Genomic DNA, 19,408 nt, shown 5'->3' on the forward strand with positions numbered 1-19,408 from the left:
CAGCGATGGATTGAATTGGAGCCCGGGCGGCCGGGAACCGCCCGGGTTGGATGAATGTGCGTCAGGCCGACGCGCTGGAACGGATCAACGCCTTCACATTGTCGATAAAGGCCTGCTGGGAGAAGGCCTGTGCCCGACGACCTGCCGCCAGCCCGATTTGCGTCAGGTGGCTGGCATTTGATTTGGAGAAAATGGACAAGGTTTTCTCCGCCAAGCTCTCGGGTGTGTCATAGAGAAAGCCCGTCTCGCCGTCCGCGATGATCTCCCGCGGGCCGCCGGAATTCAGCGCGAAGGGTACGGCACGCGCCGACATCGCCTCCACGATGGCGATGCCAAAATGCTCCGCCTTGGCCGGGTTCTCGATTAGGTCCGCACCGATACCGGTTCCATGCCAGTACACAGGCGCCTCGCAGTAGAGCTTATGCAGGTCTTCCGCTGAAATATTGACATGCAGATGGACCGGATACCCCTCCGCCGCCGCACGTACTTTGGCCAGGTAATCCATATGGATGGACCCCGGCATGGACGAGCCCGCCAAATGAAGTTCAACCGGTTCGCCAAACATCGGCATAATCTTTTTGTACGTATCAATCAGCGCGTCATGGCGTTTCGAGTGGCCACCGGCGAAGAAGCGCCCCACCGACAAAATGATACGCTTTTTAACCGGAGTACCGCAGTCGATGAGCGGCACCGGCGGATTGATTACCTTGATTGGTATGTTCGGCAGCTGATACGCACTCAAGTTGGCCAGAATATGAGTGCTTGTGTAATGAGAATTAACCACTATTTGCTGATAGCCTGAGAATATCTCACGATCAGCAAGACCAATAGCGGACCGCCCCATAGGAAATGGGAACTGGCAGTGATAAATGTTGTGCTTCCCTCGGGCGGCAATGGGCGGAATGATGTGATTCCCCATCGAGACCATGAGGTCTGGCGGGTCGGCTTGCAGGAATTCCGCCTCCGCCATGATGTCCAGGCGAGACAAATCAAGATTGAATTCACACCCCAGGTTTCGCAGCCTCAGCCGGCTGTACCGCCAGGGGCTCACGACCGCAACGTCGTAATCCTCGCTCAGAGCCATGGCGAGGGTGAGAAGATAGCGTTCGCCGCCGCCCGGTGTCAGTTCATAGGGGGTGCAGACCACAGCCTTCGGACGCGCCTTTCCCGCCGCCGGCACGGTCATGGGCGGCAACGGCGGGGCCGAAGGCAGGAACTGTTTGCGCACGGCCAGTAAGCGGGCTTCCCTACGGGTTTTCAGATACTGGCCCCACCGGGCCGTAAACTTGTCCCGGTTCAGGTCCCCCAGGGCCTTGCGGCGTGCTTCAGCCTCGGCGTTGCCGTTGGCGGAAGAGCCTTCGATGTGAATGATCCGCGCGTCCGGGCAGTAAAGAACATTCCTGCCCATTGCCTGGATTTTCATGCAAAGATCCGTATCTTCATAATAAGCGGGCTCGTAAGCGAGATCGAAGCCGCCCACCTCCATGAAGACATCGCGCGGGATCACCAGGGCCGCCGCCGAAATGTAGTCGACGAACTTGGGCTTCAACACCTCATCGGACGCCTGGCGCTCACCCCGGCCAAAGCGGATTGGGTAGCCGTTGGGATCGATAACACCGCCGGCCTCTTGGATCACGCCATCGGGATAGAGGAACATCGGGCCGGTGGCCCCGACACGCGGATCCGTCCGAAGCGGGGCCACGAGCGCGGTCAGCCAGTCCGGCTGGGCGAACGCGTCGTTGTTCAGCAGACACAGGTAGCGGCCGGTCGCAACCTCGGCGGCGATATTGTTGGCTTCGCCAAAATACCTGTTCATGCCCAGGTCCAACAGCCGGACACCAGGTCCCAGATCGCGCAGCTTGGCCACATCGTCCAATGCGCTGCCATTATCGACAATGATGATTTCGTAGGTATGACCGTCGGTCTGGGACCAGATCTGCCTCAGGCATTCCAGTGTCAACTCGGCGGCGTTCCAGTTGATGATCAGAATGGACACGTCCGGCTTTTGGTCCGTGCAGTACCGCGTCGCCTTGATCAAGGTCGCCACAGGGTCGATTTCCCGGGCGCCGGCAAAGCAGACCTCATTCCTGCCGTCAGCGGACCGCGCCCTATTCCTATCGGCGGCGGAGGCGGCCTCGAGCATATCAAGGATGGTGTCGCGCCATTGGGGCGGATCGAACCCCTCGGCAATTCGGGCTTCCGCCTTGCGCAGAGCGGTACGATCACCAATGGCCTTAGTGAAAACCTCAAGGGCGCCCTTCATGTCACCGGGCGCGAAGTACCAGACGAAATCGCCAGCATGGGCGCGAATTTCAGGCAGGTTCGACGTCAGGCAGACTTTGCCATAAAGCAGGCTTTCCGCGACCGGCAGGCCATAACCCTCACTCAGCGACGGGAACGCGGTGAACAGGCAACGGCGATAGAGGTCACTGATCTGCGCATCGGTCAGGTTTTCCAGCACCTGGATCTTGCCGCGCGCGGCAAGCGCCCGGACAGCGCTGTCGCTTTGGACCACGCCCAGATCATCCCGACCGGCCAACACCAACCGAGGCAAAGCCCCTTCGCCCAACTGGCTCGCCAACTTGACCCAAAGCTGACAGAGGAAGCGCTGATTCTTGCGTTCATCAATGGTTCCGACGCACAGCACGAAGTCCTGGCGGTCGGGCATTTCCACAACGGTGGCCGCGGTCGCGGCGTTACTTTCAGGAGCGCGGAGACCGAAGGAGATGTCAACGATAGTCGGTTCGGTCCGGATCTTCCGCAGCATCGCGAAACGTCGGATCTTCTGCTTCACGTGTTCATTTGAAACATAGATGACGCTTGCGGTCATAAGAACCGTGGTCATCCATTCCGTGAACGCCTTATGATAATCAGGCCCCACCATTTCTGGATGCTCGATGGGAATGATATCATGAACCAGTACGCTGAAATCGATGCCAACTGATGAAAAATACTTGAATTTTTCAGTGTAAGTCGGCGTCCAGACGAGGCCAGTGAACAGGATATGGTCACCAGGGACGGGAAACGCCCTCGCCGAGGCGGATGAAGCGGCCGGCCGCTGCCCCGACAATTTGCGGCCCATTCTTTTAGACAGATATTGGATATCGTCGGCCATTGACGCGGCTACGATGCCGGTAGGCGAATCTCCAAAAACGCAGGGGCGAACCTCCCTGCCAATTGAATTTTCAAGAATCGCGAACAGCAATTCCGTCGAAACACGCCCCACGCCAGTAATTTGCGGGCGCTCTTTCAGCCATTCGACACTGTCGCCGATGTGAAACCAGAATTTGCGGCTGTTGTATTGAATCTTTGGAGCGTAAAATCTCCGTCCTTCAGCTTCGCCATGCCGGAGATAATGAACCAAGGCGGGCAAGCCGGCGGCCGCCACGTCCGGATTTGCATCCAGATATTGTTGAGCATCGAAATCCGGCCCCGGTTGGCGCCCCTCGCGCCAACCATATTCAAGATAGTGATGAATCGGATCCATGCCCACCGTGGCAACATCCGGGTAGGTAAGGAGGTACCAATCCCGGCTGAACAGGTCTGAAGAAGACAGCAGCGCATAGTCAGCCGACTGCACCCGGCTTTCTGGGGCGGGATGGGGACCAGCGTCTCTTAGTGCGCGAAGTCGTTCTGACACATTAGGGAATCCACCGCGCTTGCGTGCGCCCGCATCAACTTGACTCTTCTTCTGCTTCAATTGAAAAATCCCCCAAACCGAAAGCCTAATACAAATTTAATTTATGTAAGGCTTAATGGAATTGTAAATCATGACCCACCAGAACCAAGGAAGATCTCATATACGGGCTATCGGGTCTCCAACGTATGATTCGGTTGATCTTTGGCAGCGAGCCGAAATTAGCCCAACATAGATCGGTCTGCGCATATGATTCCATTCGTTGCCATACCCCCCATCGGGGTCCTTCACGGTCTGTGCACAGCAGCCGATCCAGAAACCGAATGCGCAATGTCCAGGCCGTCCTTTCAATCGCCTTATTGGGCTCAAGCTGTCAATCATTGGCGGCTTGCCTTCCCCCAATTCATTTGGGGATGTGCCCCCAGCGGAACGCCCATCATCAAGACGATGGCAGCAAACCGCGTTTTCAATCCCGCGCGGAGCAGTGGCGGTCGATGAAAGCCTGGTGGGTTGGCATGGAGTGCGCCGCCCTGGCGATCACGTCATGGATGTTGGCCAGGGCGCCGCGCACCTTGTCGGCATCCAGCAGGTCGGCCAGCGGGTCGTGGCGCCGGGGGCGGATGTCTTGCCCGGTGAAGACATACAGCCAGCTCTGCTCCGGGAACAGCTCGCTATCCTCGCGCTGGATGCGACCGTAACCCTGGAACAGGTCGATCTTGGCCTTCAGGCTGTCAGGCCGCTCGATGGCCGCGCAGTGGCGCCAGAATTCGCTGTCCCGCCGCTGGCCGGTGGCGTAGTGCAGCACCAGGAAGTCGCGCACCCGCTCATACTCGAACGCCAGGATCCTGTTATAGCGCGCGATGTCCGCCGGTTCGCAATGCCGGTCGGGCAGCATCTGGATGAACAGGGCCAGGCCCCGATGGATCAGATGGATGCTGGTGGATTCCAGGGGCTCCAGAAAACCACTGGCGAGGCCCAGCGACAGGCAATTGCGCTTCCAGCTTTCCCGCCGCCGACCGGTGGTGAAACGCAGCACGCGCGGTTCCGCCAGGGGTTTGCCCGCCAGGTTGGCCAGCAGCGTGCCGCGCGCGACCTCGTCACTCAGGAAATCGCGGGCATAGACCAGGCCGTTGCCCTCACGGTGCTGCAAGGGAATGCGCCATTGCCAGCCGGCCTCCCGCGCCGTCGCCAGGGTGTAGGAGGGCGGCGGCCCGGCCACCGCGCTGGGGACGGCCACGGCGCTGTCGCACGGCAGGTAGCGCTGCCAGTTCTCATAGCCCGCCTGCAAGGCCTCCTCGATCAGCAGACCGCGAAAGCCGCTGCAATCGATGAAGAAGTCCGCCTCGATGCGGCGCCCGTCCTCCAACTGCAAGGCGGTAATGAAGCCGTCCTCCGGCCGCAGCTCCGCCCGCGCCACCATGCCCTCCACCCGGGTGACGCCACGCGCCTCGGAATAGGAGCGCAGGTAGCGGGCGAACAGGGCGGCGTCGAAGTGCAGGGCGTAGGTGATACCCTCCAGGGGGGAGCCCGGCGCCTTCACCGGCCGCATGAAGCGGTTGTGCGCCGCCGCCATGGCCTGCAGCGAATATTCCTCCAGCGGGGCGGCGTTACCGGCGAGCGCCATGCGCATCCAGTAAGCGGAGAAACCTATCCCCTCCATCTCGAAACCGGTGTGGCCGAAGGGGTGGAAGTAGGAATGGCCGACGCGGGTCCAATCCTGGAAGCGGATGCCCAGCTTGAAGGTGGCGTTGGTCTGGCGGATGAGATCATCCTCGTCCAACCCCAGCACGCGGATGAAGTTCATGATGGGCGGGATGGTCGCCTCACCCACGCCGACAGTGCCGATCTGTTCGGATTCCACCAGCTGGATGTCGCACTTAAGGTTGTGCAGGAATTTGGCCAGGCTGGCCGCCGCCATCCATCCGGCGGTGCCCCCGCCGACAATGGCGATGCGGCGCAAGGGCGCGTTGGTAGCGGTATCATTTTTGGTGTGCGGCGCGGTCATGCGTTGCTGTCCCGGCGATGTCTCCCTGTCCCTCCTTTCTATCGCGGCGGCTGGGGCGCGTCACAACTTTTTCGGGCGCCCGAATATCAAGGCCGAACATCGGGGCTTGAAGCGGCGGGCGTTCGTCGCCAGATTGGCGGCCATGCGCTGGTTGCTCGCCCTTCTGCTGCTGGTCACGGCGGTGTTCGACGGCCCGTCCCTGACCGAGATGGCAGGCGGCGCGCCGACGTGTGGCGTCATCCAGGAGCATGTGGTCGTGGAGGGTGCCCCCGACCCCACTGACGGCCTGCGGCACAGCGTCGTGCATTTCCACGCCGGCCAGGGCCCCTGCGGTCATCTCCATGTGGCCGACGCCGTCGGCCCGGCCTTTGTGCCGGGGCCCAGCGTCTATGCCCGGGCGGCGGACTTCCCGCCCCTGCACCAGCCCTACACCACCCGCTTCCTCGCTCCGCCGGACCGGCCCCCGGCCGCCTGATCGATCCGCCGCGCGTTTTTCGCGCCCCGATGCCGCCTGCCCCACAGGCGGCATGATCGATCTTGTCCGGAGCCATCATGCGCATCCCCATCCTGGGGCTGGCCGCGGCGCTTGTCGCCGCCTGGCCCGCCTTCGCGACGGCTGAAACGCCGCCGCCCGTCCTCGACAGCCTGGTCGCCCAGGCCATGGCCACCTCCCCCCGCCTGAAGGCGGCGCGGGCCAGGGCCGACGCCGCCCAAGGCGACCTCATGCAGGCGGGCGTCCTGCCCAATCCGCAGCTGTCCCTGCAAACCGAGAACCTGGCGGGGTCCGGCCCCTATCGCGGCACGCGGGCCATGGAAACCACCCTGGGCCTGAACCAACTGGTGGAACTGGGCGGCAAGCGCGACGCCCGCCAGGCCGTGGCCACCGCCGCCCAAGGCCGCGCCCGCCTGGACGCCGATATCGTGCGGCTGGATCTGGCGCGCGACGTCCGCGTCGCCTACGCGACGCTGCTGGCCGCCACCGCCCGGCGGACCATCGTGGCGGAACAGCGCGGCGTGGCGGAGGAAACCGCCCGCGCCGTCGCCGCCCGCGTGCAGGCCGGCCACGACAGCGCCATCCAGCAGGATCGCGCCGCCACCGACCTGCGGCAGGCGGAGATCGAGGCCGCCCGCGCCGCCCGGGATGAGGCGTCGGCGCGGCGCGCGCTGGAACTGCTGGTGGGCGGGCCGGTTCCGACCCTGGACCCGGCCGCCTTACGGGACCTGGGCCCGGCCCCCGCGGCACCCACCACCGCCGCGAACGCGCCCGACATCGCCCGCTGGCGGGTGGAGGTGGGACGTACCCGTGCCGCCATCGCCGTGGAACGGGCCCGCGCCGTGCCCGACGTTACCGTGGGCGCCGGCGTGCGCCGCTTCAACGACAGCCGCGACACCGCCCTGGTTGTGGGGGTCACCATCCCCCTGCCCGTCTTCGACGCCAACCGCGGCAACATCCACCGCGCCTATCAGGAGAGCGTGGAAGCGGAGATGGAGTTGGACCGCGCCACGCGGGAGCAGGACTCGGCCCTGGCCACGGCGCGTGAACGGGTTGCCGTCGCCCGGGGCGAAGCCGAAGCCCTGGCCCATAGCGTGGTACCGATGGCCGAACAGGCGGCATCCGCCACGCGGGAAGGCTATCGGCAGGGTAAGTTCCCCTACCTGGACGTGCTGGACGCCCAGCGCACCCTGCTGGCCGCCCGCCTGACCCTGATCGCCGCCTATCAAGACTATCACCAGAGCCGGGCCGAACTGGACCGGCTGACCGGCAGCGCCGGGGAGGATCAACCATGAAGCCGCTGAACACCCGCAGCCTGGCGCGACTGGGCGCCGGCGCCCTGGCCCTGGGCGGCCTGGCCATCTGGATCGTGACCGGCCAGCCACCCAAGGGGCATGAAGCGTCCGAACCGGAAGCCGCCCACGACCAAGGCATAGTTCACCTGACGCCGGAGCAGGCGCAGGCCGCCGGCATCGTCCCGGTGACGGCCGGCCCCGGCCGGCTGGTCCGCCGGGTGCGCGTCACCGCCACGGTCACCGCCGACCAGGACCATATCGTGCACATCGCCGCCCGCACCCCCGGCGTGGTGGCGGAGGCCCGCAAGAAGTTGGGCGAGCCGGTGGCGGCCGGCGAGGTCCTGGCCCTGATCGACAGCACGGAGGTGGCCGACGCCCGGGCGGAATATCTGGCGGCGCTGGAGAACGAGGGTCTGGCTCGCACCACCGCCGCGCGGGAAGAGGCGCTGTGGCGCCAACGCATCTCGCCGGAGCGGGACTATCTGCAAGCCAAGGCGGCGGCGATGGAAGCCGGCATCCGCACCGGCCGCGCCCGCCACAGCCTGCAGGCCCTGGGCCTGAGCGAGGCGGAGGTGAAGGCCCTGAAGTCGGGCGCCGGCCTGCAGCGGCTGGAACTGCGCAGCCCCATCGCCGGGCAGGTCATCAACCGCGGCGCCACCCGGGGTGACCGCCTGGCGGCCGATACCGACGCCTATGTCGTGGCCGACCTGGCGCGGCTGTCCCTGACCTTCCCCATCTACGCCCGCGACCTGCCCTATGTCGCCGTGGGCGGGACCCTGCCCCTGTCGACAGCGGACGGGCGCACGGCGACGGCCCGCATCACCCATGTCGGTCCCGTGCTGGATCCGGCCACGGGATCGGCCCCGGTGGTCGCGACCCTGGACAATGCCGACGGCACCTGGCGCCCCGGCGACTTCGCCACCGGCACACTGGAGGCGGACGCACAGGAAGCGGCCCTGCTGGTGCCGGAAGAGGCGGTGGTCACCCTGGACGGCCAATCCCAAATCTTCGTGCCCGTCCCCGGCGGCTATGCCCGACGGCCGATCACCGTGGGGCGCAGCGACGGCGTCCATGCCGAGGTGCTGGCCGGCTTGAAGCCTGGCGACAGTGTCGCCGCCGGCAACGCCTTCATCCTGAAGGCGGAGGCCGGCAAGGGCGACGCCGGCCATGATGAGTGAGGAGCTGATCCATGCTTGAGCGCATCCTCACCCTGTCCGTCCGCCATCGCTGGATGGTGGTGGCCCTGGCCCTGCTGGCGGCGGCGCTGGGCGGCTGGGCCGTCCTGCGGCTGCCCATCGACGCCGTGCCCGACATCACCAACAAACAGGTGCAGATCAACACCACCGCGCCGGCCCTGTCGCCGGTGGAAATGGAAAAGCAGGTGACCTTCCCCATCGAAACGGCGCTGGCCGGCATCCCGGGGTTGGAGGGTACCCGCTCCTTGTCGCGCAACGGCTTTTCCCAGGTCACCGCCCTGTTCGCCGAGGGGGTGGACATCTATTTCGCCCGCCAGCAGGTGATAGAGCGGCTGACGGAGGCCAAGGCCGCCCTGCCCGACGGCGCCGAGCCCCATATGGGTGCCTTATCCACCGGTTTGGGCGAGGTCGCCATGTGGACGGTGGCGTACACCCCCTTCGACGCCACCAAGGTGCGGCCCGGCGCCGCCGGCTGGCAGTCCGACGGCAGCTATCGCACGCCGGAGGGCGACGTGCTGACGACGGAGGCGCAGCGCGCCACCTACCTGCGCACCGTCCAGGACTGGATCATCCGCCCGCAGGTGAAGTCCGTGCCCGGCATCGCCGGGGTGGACGCCATCGGCGGCTATGTGAAGCAATATCAGGTGGAACCCGATCCCCTGCGCCTGGCCGCCCGGGGCCTGACCCTGGGCGACGTGGTCCAGGCGCTGGAGCGCAACAACACCAGCGCCGGGGCCGGATATCTGGAACGGCGGGGAGAGGCCTATGTGGTGCGGGCCGACGGCCGCCTGCGCGACCTGGAGGAGATCGGGTCCGTCGCCGTCGCCACCCGGCCCGACACGGTCCAGGGGGGGACGGCCGTCTTCCTGCGCGATGTCGCCACCGTCGCCCTGGGCCATGAGTTGCGCAGCGGCAGCGCCAGCGAGAACGGGCGCGAGGGCGTGGTGGGCACCGCCCTGATGCTGCTGGGCGGCAACAGCCGCACGGCGGCGGCGGCCGTGACGGCGAAGCTGGCGGACATCGCCCGCAGCCTGCCGCCGGACATCCGCGCCGATGCCGTGCTGGACCGCACCAAGCTGGTGGACGCCACCATCCGCACGGTGGGCCGCAACCTGGCGGAGGGCGCCCTGCTGGTCGTGGCCGTCCTGTTCGCCCTGCTGGGCAACATCCGGGCGGCCCTGATCACCGCCGCCGTCATCCCGGTGACCATGCTGCTGACCGCGATGGGCATGGTGCGGGCCGGCGTCAGCGCCAACCTGATGAGCCTAGGCGCGCTGGATTTCGGCCTGATCGTCGACGGCGCCGTCATCATCGCCGAGAACTGCCTACGCCGCCTGGGCCACCACCAGCAGGCGCTGGGCCGCACCCTGACGGCGCCGGAGCGCCGGGCCGAAGTGGTGGCGGCATCGAAGGAGATGATACGCCCGTCGGTCTACGGCCAGGCCATCATCATCCTGGTCTATGTGCCGCTGCTGACCTTCACCGGGGTGGAGGGCAAGATGTTCCGGCCGATGGCGCTGACCGTCATCGCCGCCCTGGCAGCGGCCTTCGTGCTATCGCTGACCCTGGTGCCGGCGCTGATCGCCCTGTTCATCACCGGCCCGGTGACGGAGAAGGAGAGCCGCATCGTCGCCAAGGCCAAGGGCTGGTACGCCCCCATGCTGGACCGGGCGCTGGCCGCGCCCACACCCTGGATCTTCGGCGCCACCTGCCTGTTCCTGGCCTCCCTGGGCCTGTTCACCCGGCTGGGGCAGGAGTTCATTCCCACGCTGGACGAACAGGACATCGCCGTGCAGGCGGTACGCATCCCCAGCACGTCACTGACCCAGTCCACCGCCATGCAGAGGGCGGTGGAGGAGGCCGTGGGCGCCTTGCCGGAGGTGGCCCTGGTCTTCTCCAAGACGGGCACGGCGGAAATGGCGGCCGACCCCATGCCGCCCAACGCCTCCGATACCTTCATCATCCTGAAGCCCCGCGACCAGTGGCCGGATCCCGGGTTGCCCAAGGCGGAACTGGTGGCCCGCATCGAAGCCGCGCTGGCCCGCCTGCCCGGCAACGCCTATGAGTTCACCCAGCCCATCCAGATGCGGTTCAACGAGCTGATCTCCGGCGTGCGCAGCGACGTCGCGGTCAAGCTGTATGGCGACGATTTCGACGCCTTGCAGGCCACGGCGGCCCGCATCGCCGGCGTCCTGCAAGGGGTGTCGGGCGCCGCCGACGTGCGGGTGGACCAGGCGGCGGGCCTACCCACCCTGGACATCCGCGTCGACCGGCAGGCCGCCGCCCGCTTCGGCCTGTCCGCCCAGGACATCCAGGACGTGGTGGGCATGGCCGTCGGCGGGCGTGCCGCCGGCCAGCTGTTCGAGGGCGACCGCCGTTTCGACGTCACCGTCCGCCTGGCCGACGCCGCGCGCAACGACCTGGACACCTTGCGCGCCCTGCCAGTGCCGTTGCCACGGCAGGGAGACGACGGCGCACCGCGCTTCGTCCCCCTGGGCACGGTCGCCACCTTCACCCTGGCGGAGGGCCCCAACCAGATCGGGCGGGAGGATGGCAAGCGGCGCATCGTCATCCAGGCCAACGTCCGGGGCCGGGACATCGGCTCCTTCGTGGCGGAGGCGCAGGCGCGGCTGGCATCCGTGCCCCTGCCCGCCGGTTATTGGACCAAATGGGGCGGGCAGTTCGAAAACCTGGCGGCCGCGCGCGACCGGCTGGCGGTGGTGGTCCCGGCCTGCTTCGTCGCCATCTTCCTGCTGCTGTACGGCGCCCTGGGTTCCGCCCGCGACGCCGTGCTGGTGTTCAGCGGCGTGCCGCTGGCCCTGACGGGCGGCATCACCGCCTTGTGGCTGCGGGGCATGCCCTTCTCCATCTCCGCCGCCGTGGGCTTCATCGCGCTGTCCGGCATCGCCGTGCTGAACGGCCTGGTGATGGTGTCGTTCATCCGCCAGGCCATCGCGGACGGTGAAGCCCCCCTGGCCGCCATCCGCGAAGGCGCGCTGACGCGGTTGCGGCCGGTGCTGATGACGGCGCTGGTGGCCTCGCTGGGCTTCGTGCCCATGGCGCTGGCCATCGGATCGGGGGCGGAGGTGCAGCGGCCGCTGGCCACCGTCGTCATCGGCGGCCTGATCAGCGCCACCGCCCTGACCCTGGTCGTCCTGCCGGCACTCTACCGCCGGTTCGCCGTACCGGGATCGGTGCCGGCAAGGGTGGCGGTGCCCCGGTTGGCGGAATAGCGGAACCCGGTGCCCGTTCCGGCGGTTTCCTGATGTCACACGCATCGGGAGATCGCCGGAATGGCGCCGCGTTCGTTCTGGAAAGGCTATCTCAAGCTGTCGCTGGTCACCTGCCAGGTGGCCATGGTGCCGGCGACGTCGGAGAATGAGAAGGTCCGCTTCCACACCTTGAACCGCAAGACCGGCAACCGGGTAGTCAGCCGCTATGTCGACGCCGTCACCGGCGACCCGGTGGAAGAGGAGGACGAGGCCAAGGCCTATCCCCGGGGGGAAGACGACCATCTGATCCTGGAGGATGACGAGCTGGACGCCGTTGCCCTGGAAAGCACGCGCACCATCGATATCGAGATGTTCGTGCCCCGCGATACCATTGGCTGGATCTGGTACGACACCCCCCACTACCTGACGCCGGCCGATCCGGTGGGCGAGGAGGCGTTCTCCGTCATCCGCGAGGCCATGGCTGCCACGGGCAAGGTCGGTATCTCCCGCCTGGTGATGTACCGGCGGGAACGCGCGGTGATGCTGGAACCGCGCGGCAAGGGCATCATCGTCTGGACCCTGCGCTATGGCGACGAGGTGCGCGACGCCCAGGCCTATTTCGACGACATCCGCGCGGAGAAGCCGGCACCCAAGCTGCTGTCCCTGGTGAAGACCCTGATCGAGGAGCGTACGCGGGGCTGGGATCCCTCCCTGGTCGGCGACCCGGTGCAGGATCGCCTGCTGGACCTCATCGCCGCCAAGAAGAAGGGCCGCAAACGCCCGGCCAAAGCCAAGGCGACACCTGATGCCGACACGCCCGGCAATGTCATCAACATCATGGACGCGCTGAAGAAAAGCCTCGCCGCCAAGGGCAAGGCCGCACCCAAGCGTCGTTAGGACGGGTCAGGCATACGGCACCGCCTGGAATTCCGGCAGTGCCTCCGCCCGGTCGGACAGGCGGACCAGGCCGGAGTGCAGGGCGGGATCGACCAGGCCTGGCGTCATGTTTTGGGTGAAATACCAGGCGACGGCGGTGGTGATGTCGGCCTGGTTGGGACGGTCGCCACCCATCCACGCGGCCCCATCGCCCACCTCTTTCTCCAGCAGGTCGAAGGCGGTGACGGCTTGGGCGCGGACGCGCTCCAGCCAGGGCTGGTGCTGCTTGTCCGCCGGCCGCAGGTTCAACTCATAGGCCACCTGAACCGACTTCTCGCACGCCACCAAGGCCAGACCGATGATGCGCTGGGCACGTATGAAGGCCGCCGGGTCCACCGGCATCAGGTGCTTGTCCGCCGGCACCAGACGTTCGAGGGTGTCCAGGATCAGGGTGCTGTCCATCAGCACGGTGCCGTCGTCCAACACCAGGGTTGGCGCCTTCACTACCGGGTTGATGGCTGCGAAGATATCGTAATGGCGGAAAACCGACACGGCCTCATGCTCGAAGGCCACGCCCATCGCCACCAGCGAGATGCCGACACGGCGGACATAAGGGGAGTCCGGCATTCCAATCAAGCGCATGACCGCAGTCTCCTTCCACTTCGGGAGGCGCATTCTGCCTGAAACCACGGCCGCCGCCAGCCCCTAACGCGCACGCTTGCGCGGTGGCGTCCTCGCCCCCTCCAGCGGTTTGGCGGCGGCGCGAAAATCAGCCCAGGGATCGGCCGCCAGCGTGGCCAGCCGCGTGGGGGCCGTCATGACCGTGAAATAGGCGGATCCGATGGCGGGGCTCAATTCGTCCCAAGCCAGCGGCATGGACACGGCGGCCCCCGGTCGGGCGCGGGTGGAATAGGGCGCCACCGCCGTGGCCCCCCGCTGGTTGCGCAGGTAGTCGACCAGGATTTTGCCGGCGCGCTTGGCCTTGGTGATGGTGGCCACGAAGCGGTCCGGGCTGTCGGCGGCCATGTCCTCCGCCAACCCCTTACAGAAGGCCTTCACCGCCGTCCAATCGGCCGCCGGCTTGAGGGGCGCCACCACGTGCAGGCCCTTGCCGCCCGTGGTCTTGACGAAGGCGGCCAAGCCCGACTGGCCCAACCTGTCCTTGACCTCGCGCGCGGCGTCGATGACGGCCTGCCAGGCCACGCCATCACCCGGGTCCAGGTCGATGGTGATGGTGTCCGGCCGCTCCCACTCCTTCAGGGTCGATCCCCAGGGGTGGATCTCCAGCACCGCCGCCTGCACCAGGCCCAGCAGGCCGTCCAGATCGTTGACGGCGATCAGCGGCTCCCCACCCGGTTCCGCCGGATCGGGCACCTGGACGATGGTCTTGCTCAGGCCCTTCCAGGCATGCTTCTGGAAAAAGGTCTGGCCATTGATGCCACTGGGGCAGCGCAGCAGGGCCAGCGGCCGGCCGACGATGAAGGGGGCGATGGAGCGCCACAGCTGCGTGTAGTAGTCGGCCAAGCCCGCCTTGGTCACGCCTTCATCCGGCCAATAGACGCGGTCCGGGTGGGTCAGCTTCAGCACGGGTTTGGCGACCTCGCGGGCGGCACCTGCCGGGGCCTTGGCGGCCGGTTCCCGCGCCACGTCTTTCGCCTCCTTATCCTCACGCAGGCCACGGAAGGCCGCGTGACGAATGTTCCCGTCGCCGGTCCAGGTGCGGAAATCCACCTCCGCCACCAGGTCCGGCCGGACATAGCGCACCAGGCGGCGCTCCTCCGCCGTCAGGGTATCGTCGAAGGGACTGTCCTGCACCCGCATCCGCTCCAGGCGGCGGAACAGTTCTTTCGCTATCGAAACGGTATAGCCAGTGCCGACGCGCCCGACATGCCGCAGCTTGCCCCCGTCATAGACACCCAGGACCAGGGAGCCGATGGCCTTGCGCGCCGTGGTCGAGGGAACATAGCCGGCCACCACGAATTCCTGGCGGTTGCCGCACTTGGACTTGACCCAGCCCCGTCCCCGGCCGGACGTGTAGGGCGCGTCGCGCACCTTGGAGACGATGCCTTCCAGGCTGAGCCGGCAGGCGTGGCTCAGCACCAGGCCGCCACTCTCATCAAAATGCGCGCTGTAGCGCAGGGGGACGCCGGCATCCGCCAGCAGCACCTCCAGCGCCTTCTTCCGTTCCTCCAACGCCACGCCCCGCAGATCCTGGTCCTCCAGGTGCAAAAGGTCGAAGGCGTAGAAGTGGAAGCGGTCACTCCGCCCTTCGCTGAGATCCGCCTGCAAGGCGGAGAAATCGGAAGCGCCGGCCGCATTCTCCACCACCAGTTCGCCGTCGATCAGCGCCTTGCCCACGGGCAGGGCCGCCAGCGCCTCGGGCACCGCCTTGCCGAACCTCCTGGTCCAATCCAGACCGCTGCGGGTCAACAGCTTGACCCGTCCGGCCTCGATACGCGCCTGCAGGCGGTAGCCATCGAACTTGATTTCATGCATCCAGCGCTCGCCCGTGGGCGGCTTTGCCTGCAAGGTGGCCAGCGCCGGTTCCACGAAATCCGGCAACGGGCCGGCCTTGGCCCCCGTCAATTCGGGCGTGGCCGCCGATTTGGGGTTGGCCGGTCGCGGGTCAGGTGCCGCCCCCGTCTTCGTCGCCTTGGACTTCCCAATTCTGCCGGTCTTGAACGACCAGCCGGGCGCCTCCCCCGCCACCTCATCCAGGCCCCTGCCGGTCTTCACGGAGTCGGGCCGCTCTTCCAGGATGTCGGGATCGGCTTCCGCGCGGGCGGCCGCGTCCTCGCTTTTGATCAGCAGCCAGTTTTCACGCTTCTCCCCTGGACGGCCATGCATACGCACGAGGTGCCAATGGCCGGTCAGCTTTTCCCCGCGCAGTTCAAACTCCAGGTGGCCCTTGGCGTAGCCCTTGTGCGGATCGCCAACCGGGGCCCATTCTCCCCTGTCCCAGACGATGACGGTGCCGCCGCCATACTCACCTTTGGGGATGGTGCCTTCGAAATCGCCGTAATCCAGGGGATGGTCTTCGACGTGCACAGCCAGGCGCTTTTCCCCTGGCACCAGGCTGGGCCCACGGGTGACGGCCCAGCTTTTCAACACGCCGTCCATCTCCAGCCGGAAATCATAGTGCAGGCGCGTGGCGTCGTGCTTGTGGATGACGAAGCCGTGCCCGACCCCGCCCGCCTTGCGTCCCCGGGGTTCCGGCGTGGCGGCGAAGTCCCGCTTCTTGTGATAGGTCTCCAGCGCCATGGTTCAACCGGCCTTGCGCCGGGCGGGAGCCATCGGCTTCTTTGCCGCCGCTTTCGCCCCAAATCCGGCGCTTTCGCGCAGGGCGGCCATCAGGTCCGTGGTCTTGGGCGGTGCCGCGCGCGGGCGCGCCGGCAGGGCCTTGCCCTCCAGCTTGGCCTTCACCAGGTCGGCCAGCGCGGCCTCATACCGATCATCGAACTCTTCCGGTTTGAAGGCGCCTTGCTTGGTAGCGATGATGTGCTTGGCCAAATCCAGCATCTCATCCCCGATCTTCACGGCGGCGATGTCCTCGAAAGCTTGGACGGCGGACCGTACCTCGTAATCGAAATTCAGCGTGGTGGCGATGAGGCCGGCCTCATGGGCGCGGATCAGCACGGTGCGGACACGGCGGAACAGCACCGTCTGCGCCAGGGCGACCACCTTCTTGGCCCGCATACCCTCGCGGATCAGGGCGAAGGCTTCGTCGGCGTGCCGGTCGACGGGCGCAAGGTAATATGGCCTGTCGAAATAGACGTCATCGATGTCGCCGCAGGCGATGAAGGCCGTCACCGAAAGCGTCTTGTCGCTGTCCGGCAAGGCCGCCGCCACCTCGTCCGCCTCCAGCATCACATAATCGCCACGCCCCACCTCGTACCCCTTCACCTGGTCGTCACGGTCGACGGGGCGGCCAGTCTCACCGTCCACGAATTGACGCTGGACGCGGTTGCCGGTGGCGCGGTTGACCGTGTGGAAGGCGATGCGTTCAGAGGCGGACGCGGCGGTGTAGAGTGCCACGGGACAGCTGACCTCGCCGATCTTCAGAAAGCCCTTCCAATTTGCCTTGGCTGCCATGGCACGCGCGCCTCTTTCGCGATGAAACCAGGATACAACGCCGTCCATGCCGCGCCAGTTCCGGGAACCGCCCCCGGCCGTCACCGGTTAAGCGCGGGCAACGCGTCACGGGAGTATCGGGTGTGAAGCTGTTCAACTGCCAGGCCTGCGGCCAGATGCTGTATTTCGAGAACCGTGTGTGCGAACGCTGCGGCCATCGTCTGGGCTATCTGCCCGATGACGACGCGATGCATGCCGTGGAGAGGGAGGACGACGCCTGGCATGCCCTGGGCGCCCCCCAGCGGCTCTACAAGTTCTGCGACAACGCGGAACCGGATGCCTGCAACTGGCTGCTGCCGGCCGAAGCGGCGGAAACGCTATGCGCCGCCTGCCGCCACAACCGCACCATCCCCGACGTCTCCTGCCCCCAGGCGATGGCCCAGTGGCGCAAGATCGAACTGGCCAAGCACCGGCTGTTCTACACCCTCCTCAAGCTTGGCCTGCCGCTGGCCAACCGGACAGACGACCCCGAGGGCGGCCTGGCCTTCGACTTCCTGGACGATCCGCCCGAAGGGGCGGTCATGACCGGCCATGACAATGGCCTGATCACCCTGGCCCTGAAAGAGGCCGATGATGCCGAGCGGGAGACGCGCCGCGCCCGGCTGCATGAGCCCTACCGCACCCTGCTGGGCCATTTCCGGCATGAGATCGGCCACTATTACTGGGACCGGCTGGTGCGCGACGCGGGGCGGCTGGACGCCGCCCGCGCCCTGTTCGGCGATGAGCGCCAGGACTATGGCGCCGCCCTGCAGCGCCACTACGACCAGGGCGCCCCGGCCGACTGGCAGCAGACCTACATCAGCGCCTATGCCGCCAGCCACCCGTGGGAGGATTTCGCCGAGACCTGGGCGCATTACCTGCACATCGTGGATACGCTGGAGACCGCGCACGCCTATGGCCTGCATGTCCGGCCGGCGGGGGACCGCACCGGTGATCTGTCCACCCGGGTCGACTTCAACCCCTACCGCCCCTGTACCATCGCGGCCATGGTGGACGCCTGGCTGCCCATCGCCTTCGCCGTCAACAACATCAACCGCAGCATGGGCCAGACCGACGTCTATCCCTTCATCCTCACCGAGCCGGTCATCGCCAAGCTGGGCTTCATCCACGACCTGATCGGCGCGGACGGAAGGGTGACGGCCGCCGGCACTGGGTCGGGGGCCTGATTTCGGTGGTCCGGATTCTGTCTTGTCAGGACAGAACCCCACTTTTCTTGTGACTTGTCGCCCATCTCGGGCCAGACTGCGGCGTCATCCCACCCCGGATGTCATTCCCCAGGACAGGCAGGGACAGGCGGCAGCTCCATGCTCGACGGCCACACACACGTTGATGCCCTACACGCCATCGCCGCCAGCCTGTCCGGCACCAACCTGGAACGGGCCAGCGACCACAACCAGCGCGTGACCCTGCAGGCCATCCGCGTCAGCGGACAGACCACCCGGGCCGAGCTGGTGGAGCTGACGGGGCTGACCCTGCCCGCCATCGCCAACATCACCAAGCGCCTGCTGTCCGAGGGACTGATCCTCGAGGCCGGGCGCCAACACGGTGGCCGGGGCCAGCCGGCCATCCTGTTGGAGATGAACCCCGACGGCTGCTTCTCCATCGGGATCAACATAGACCGCGACCATATCACCCTGGTGGTGATGGACCTGCTGGGCACCGTGCGGGCGCGGGCCTCGCGCGAGATCGAGTTCGCCCCGCCGATGGCGGTGGCCGACTTCTTCCGAACGGAGATCACGGCCATCCTGGGGCGCACGCGCCTGCCGCTATCGCGCTTCATCGGCGTCGGCGTCGCCCTGCCGGATGATATCGGCCGGATCAATCTGGCGCGCTGGCCAGAAGCCTCTGGCGCCTGGCGCGACGTGGATGTGGCCGGCCTGTTCGCCGACATCCTGCCCCTGCCGGTGTTCGTGGAAAACGACGCCACCGCCGCCGCACTGGGTGAATTGCAATTCGGCCACGGCCTGCGGCACCGCAGCTTCTTCTACATCCTGATCAGCGGCGGCCTGGGCGGCGGCATCGTCGTCGACGGCACCCAGTTCCGCGGCGCCCGGGGCCGCAGTGGGGAGATCGGCTTCCTGCCCGTGCGATCCGACCGCACCACCGCCCGGACCCTGCAGGAGGCCGTGTCCCTCTCCGCCCTGTATGACCGCCTGGCCGCCGCCGGTTGCGCCGTGGCGCAGCCTGAACAGCTGTGCCAACTGAGCGGCACGCCGGGCGTAGCCGTGGTGGACGAATGGATCGAGCTGGCGGCGGACCTGATGACCGATCCGCTGGTGGCCACCAATTGCCTGATCAATCCCGATGCCATCTTCCTGGGCGGTCGTCTGCCCGCCCCCCTGGTGGACCGGCTGGCCGCCGCCCTGAACCAGCGCCTGGGTGGTCATCAGGACACCGTGCCCCAGGTGGCGCCTGTCCTGCGCGCCGCCATGGCCGCGGATGCCCCCGCCATCGGCGCCGGCATGCTGCCCTTCACCGACCGCCTGCTGCCCAGCCACGCCGCCCTGATGAAAACGGCGGATAACTGACGGGGGCCGCCCCCCAGGACAAACCGTCCCTCTTG

General features: G+C 66.7%; 12 protein-coding genes. 7 read left to right on the plus strand and 5 right to left on the minus strand.

Annotated features, from left to right (window positions below; translation table 11 throughout):
* Positions 1-61 precede the first annotated feature (61 nt).
* Complete coding sequence (locus FHS74_RS17640) at positions 62-3,700, minus strand: glycosyltransferase (RefSeq protein ID WP_184802966.1); 3,639 nt, start codon at positions 3,698-3,700, stop codon at positions 62-64.
* Between the two features lie 403 nt (positions 3,701-4,103).
* On the minus strand, positions 4,104-5,642 hold the full coding sequence (locus tag FHS74_RS17645) for a tryptophan halogenase family protein (protein ID WP_184802968.1): 1,539 nt from the start codon (positions 5,640-5,642) through the stop codon (positions 4,104-4,106).
* A gap of 142 nt (positions 5,643-5,784) precedes the next feature.
* Here FHS74_RS17645 and FHS74_RS17650 point away from each other — a divergent pair, with 142 nt between their 5' ends.
* The 5 genes from FHS74_RS17650 to ku (FHS74_RS17670) all read left to right on the plus strand — a co-directional run bounded on the left by FHS74_RS17650 (position 5,785) and on the right by ku (FHS74_RS17670) (position 12,735).
* Positions 5,785-6,117 carry a hypothetical protein gene (locus FHS74_RS17650; protein ID WP_184802970.1) on the plus strand — a complete coding sequence of 111 codons (333 nt, stop codon included), beginning with the start codon at positions 5,785-5,787 and terminating at the stop codon, positions 6,115-6,117.
* Positions 6,118-6,194: 77 nt separating this feature from the next.
* Complete coding sequence (locus FHS74_RS17655; RefSeq protein WP_184802972.1) at positions 6,195-7,430, plus strand: TolC family protein; 1,236 nt, start codon at positions 6,195-6,197, stop codon at positions 7,428-7,430.
* On the plus strand, positions 7,427-8,608 hold the full coding sequence (locus tag FHS74_RS17660; protein WP_184802974.1) for an efflux RND transporter periplasmic adaptor subunit: 1,182 nt from the start codon (positions 7,427-7,429) through the stop codon (positions 8,606-8,608). The genes FHS74_RS17655 and FHS74_RS17660 overlap by 4 nt, the downstream gene beginning before the upstream one ends.
* 11 nt (positions 8,609-8,619) lie before the next feature.
* A complete protein-coding gene (locus FHS74_RS17665; protein WP_184802976.1) occupies positions 8,620-11,859 on the plus strand; it encodes an efflux RND transporter permease subunit in 3,240 nt (1,079 codons plus the stop codon).
* 60 nt (positions 11,860-11,919) lie between these two features.
* Positions 11,920-12,735 (plus strand): non-homologous end joining protein Ku, encoded by an 816-nt coding sequence (gene ku, locus FHS74_RS17670; protein ID WP_184802978.1) that lies wholly within the window; start codon positions 11,920-11,922, stop codon positions 12,733-12,735.
* Between the two features lie 6 nt (positions 12,736-12,741).
* Here the strand turns inward: ku (FHS74_RS17670) and FHS74_RS17675 are convergent, their stop codons facing one another.
* The 3 genes from FHS74_RS17675 to ku (FHS74_RS17685) all read right to left on the minus strand — a co-directional run bounded on the left by FHS74_RS17675 (position 12,742) and on the right by ku (FHS74_RS17685) (position 16,806).
* Positions 12,742-13,356: a glutathione S-transferase family protein gene (locus FHS74_RS17675; RefSeq protein ID WP_184802980.1), complete on the minus strand. Its 615-nt coding sequence runs from the start codon at positions 13,354-13,356 to the stop codon at positions 12,742-12,744.
* A 63-nt stretch (positions 13,357-13,419) separates the two neighbouring features.
* The gene (gene ligD, locus FHS74_RS17680; protein WP_184802982.1) at positions 13,420-15,975 is read right to left on the minus strand and encodes a DNA ligase D; all 2,556 of its coding nucleotides are present in this window, start codon (positions 15,973-15,975) and stop codon (positions 13,420-13,422) included.
* A 3-nt stretch (positions 15,976-15,978) separates the two neighbouring features.
* Positions 15,979-16,806, minus strand: a complete 828-nt coding sequence (ku, locus tag FHS74_RS17685; protein WP_184802985.1) for a non-homologous end joining protein Ku — start codon at positions 16,804-16,806, stop codon at positions 15,979-15,981.
* 122 nt (positions 16,807-16,928) lie between these two features.
* Between ku (FHS74_RS17685) and FHS74_RS17690 the strand changes: the two genes are divergently transcribed.
* Positions 16,929-18,011: a putative zinc-binding metallopeptidase gene (locus tag FHS74_RS17690; protein ID WP_184802987.1), complete on the plus strand. Its 1,083-nt coding sequence runs from the start codon at positions 16,929-16,931 to the stop codon at positions 18,009-18,011.
* Between the two features lie 138 nt (positions 18,012-18,149).
* Positions 18,150-19,373 carry an ROK family protein gene (locus FHS74_RS17695; RefSeq protein WP_184802989.1) on the plus strand — a complete coding sequence of 408 codons (1,224 nt, stop codon included), beginning with the start codon at positions 18,150-18,152 and terminating at the stop codon, positions 19,371-19,373.
* Positions 19,374-19,408: the final 35 nt, after the last annotated feature.

Source organism: Nitrospirillum iridis (genome assembly GCF_014205765.1).
Classification (GTDB): Bacteria; Pseudomonadota; Alphaproteobacteria; order Azospirillales; family Azospirillaceae; genus Nitrospirillum; species Nitrospirillum iridis.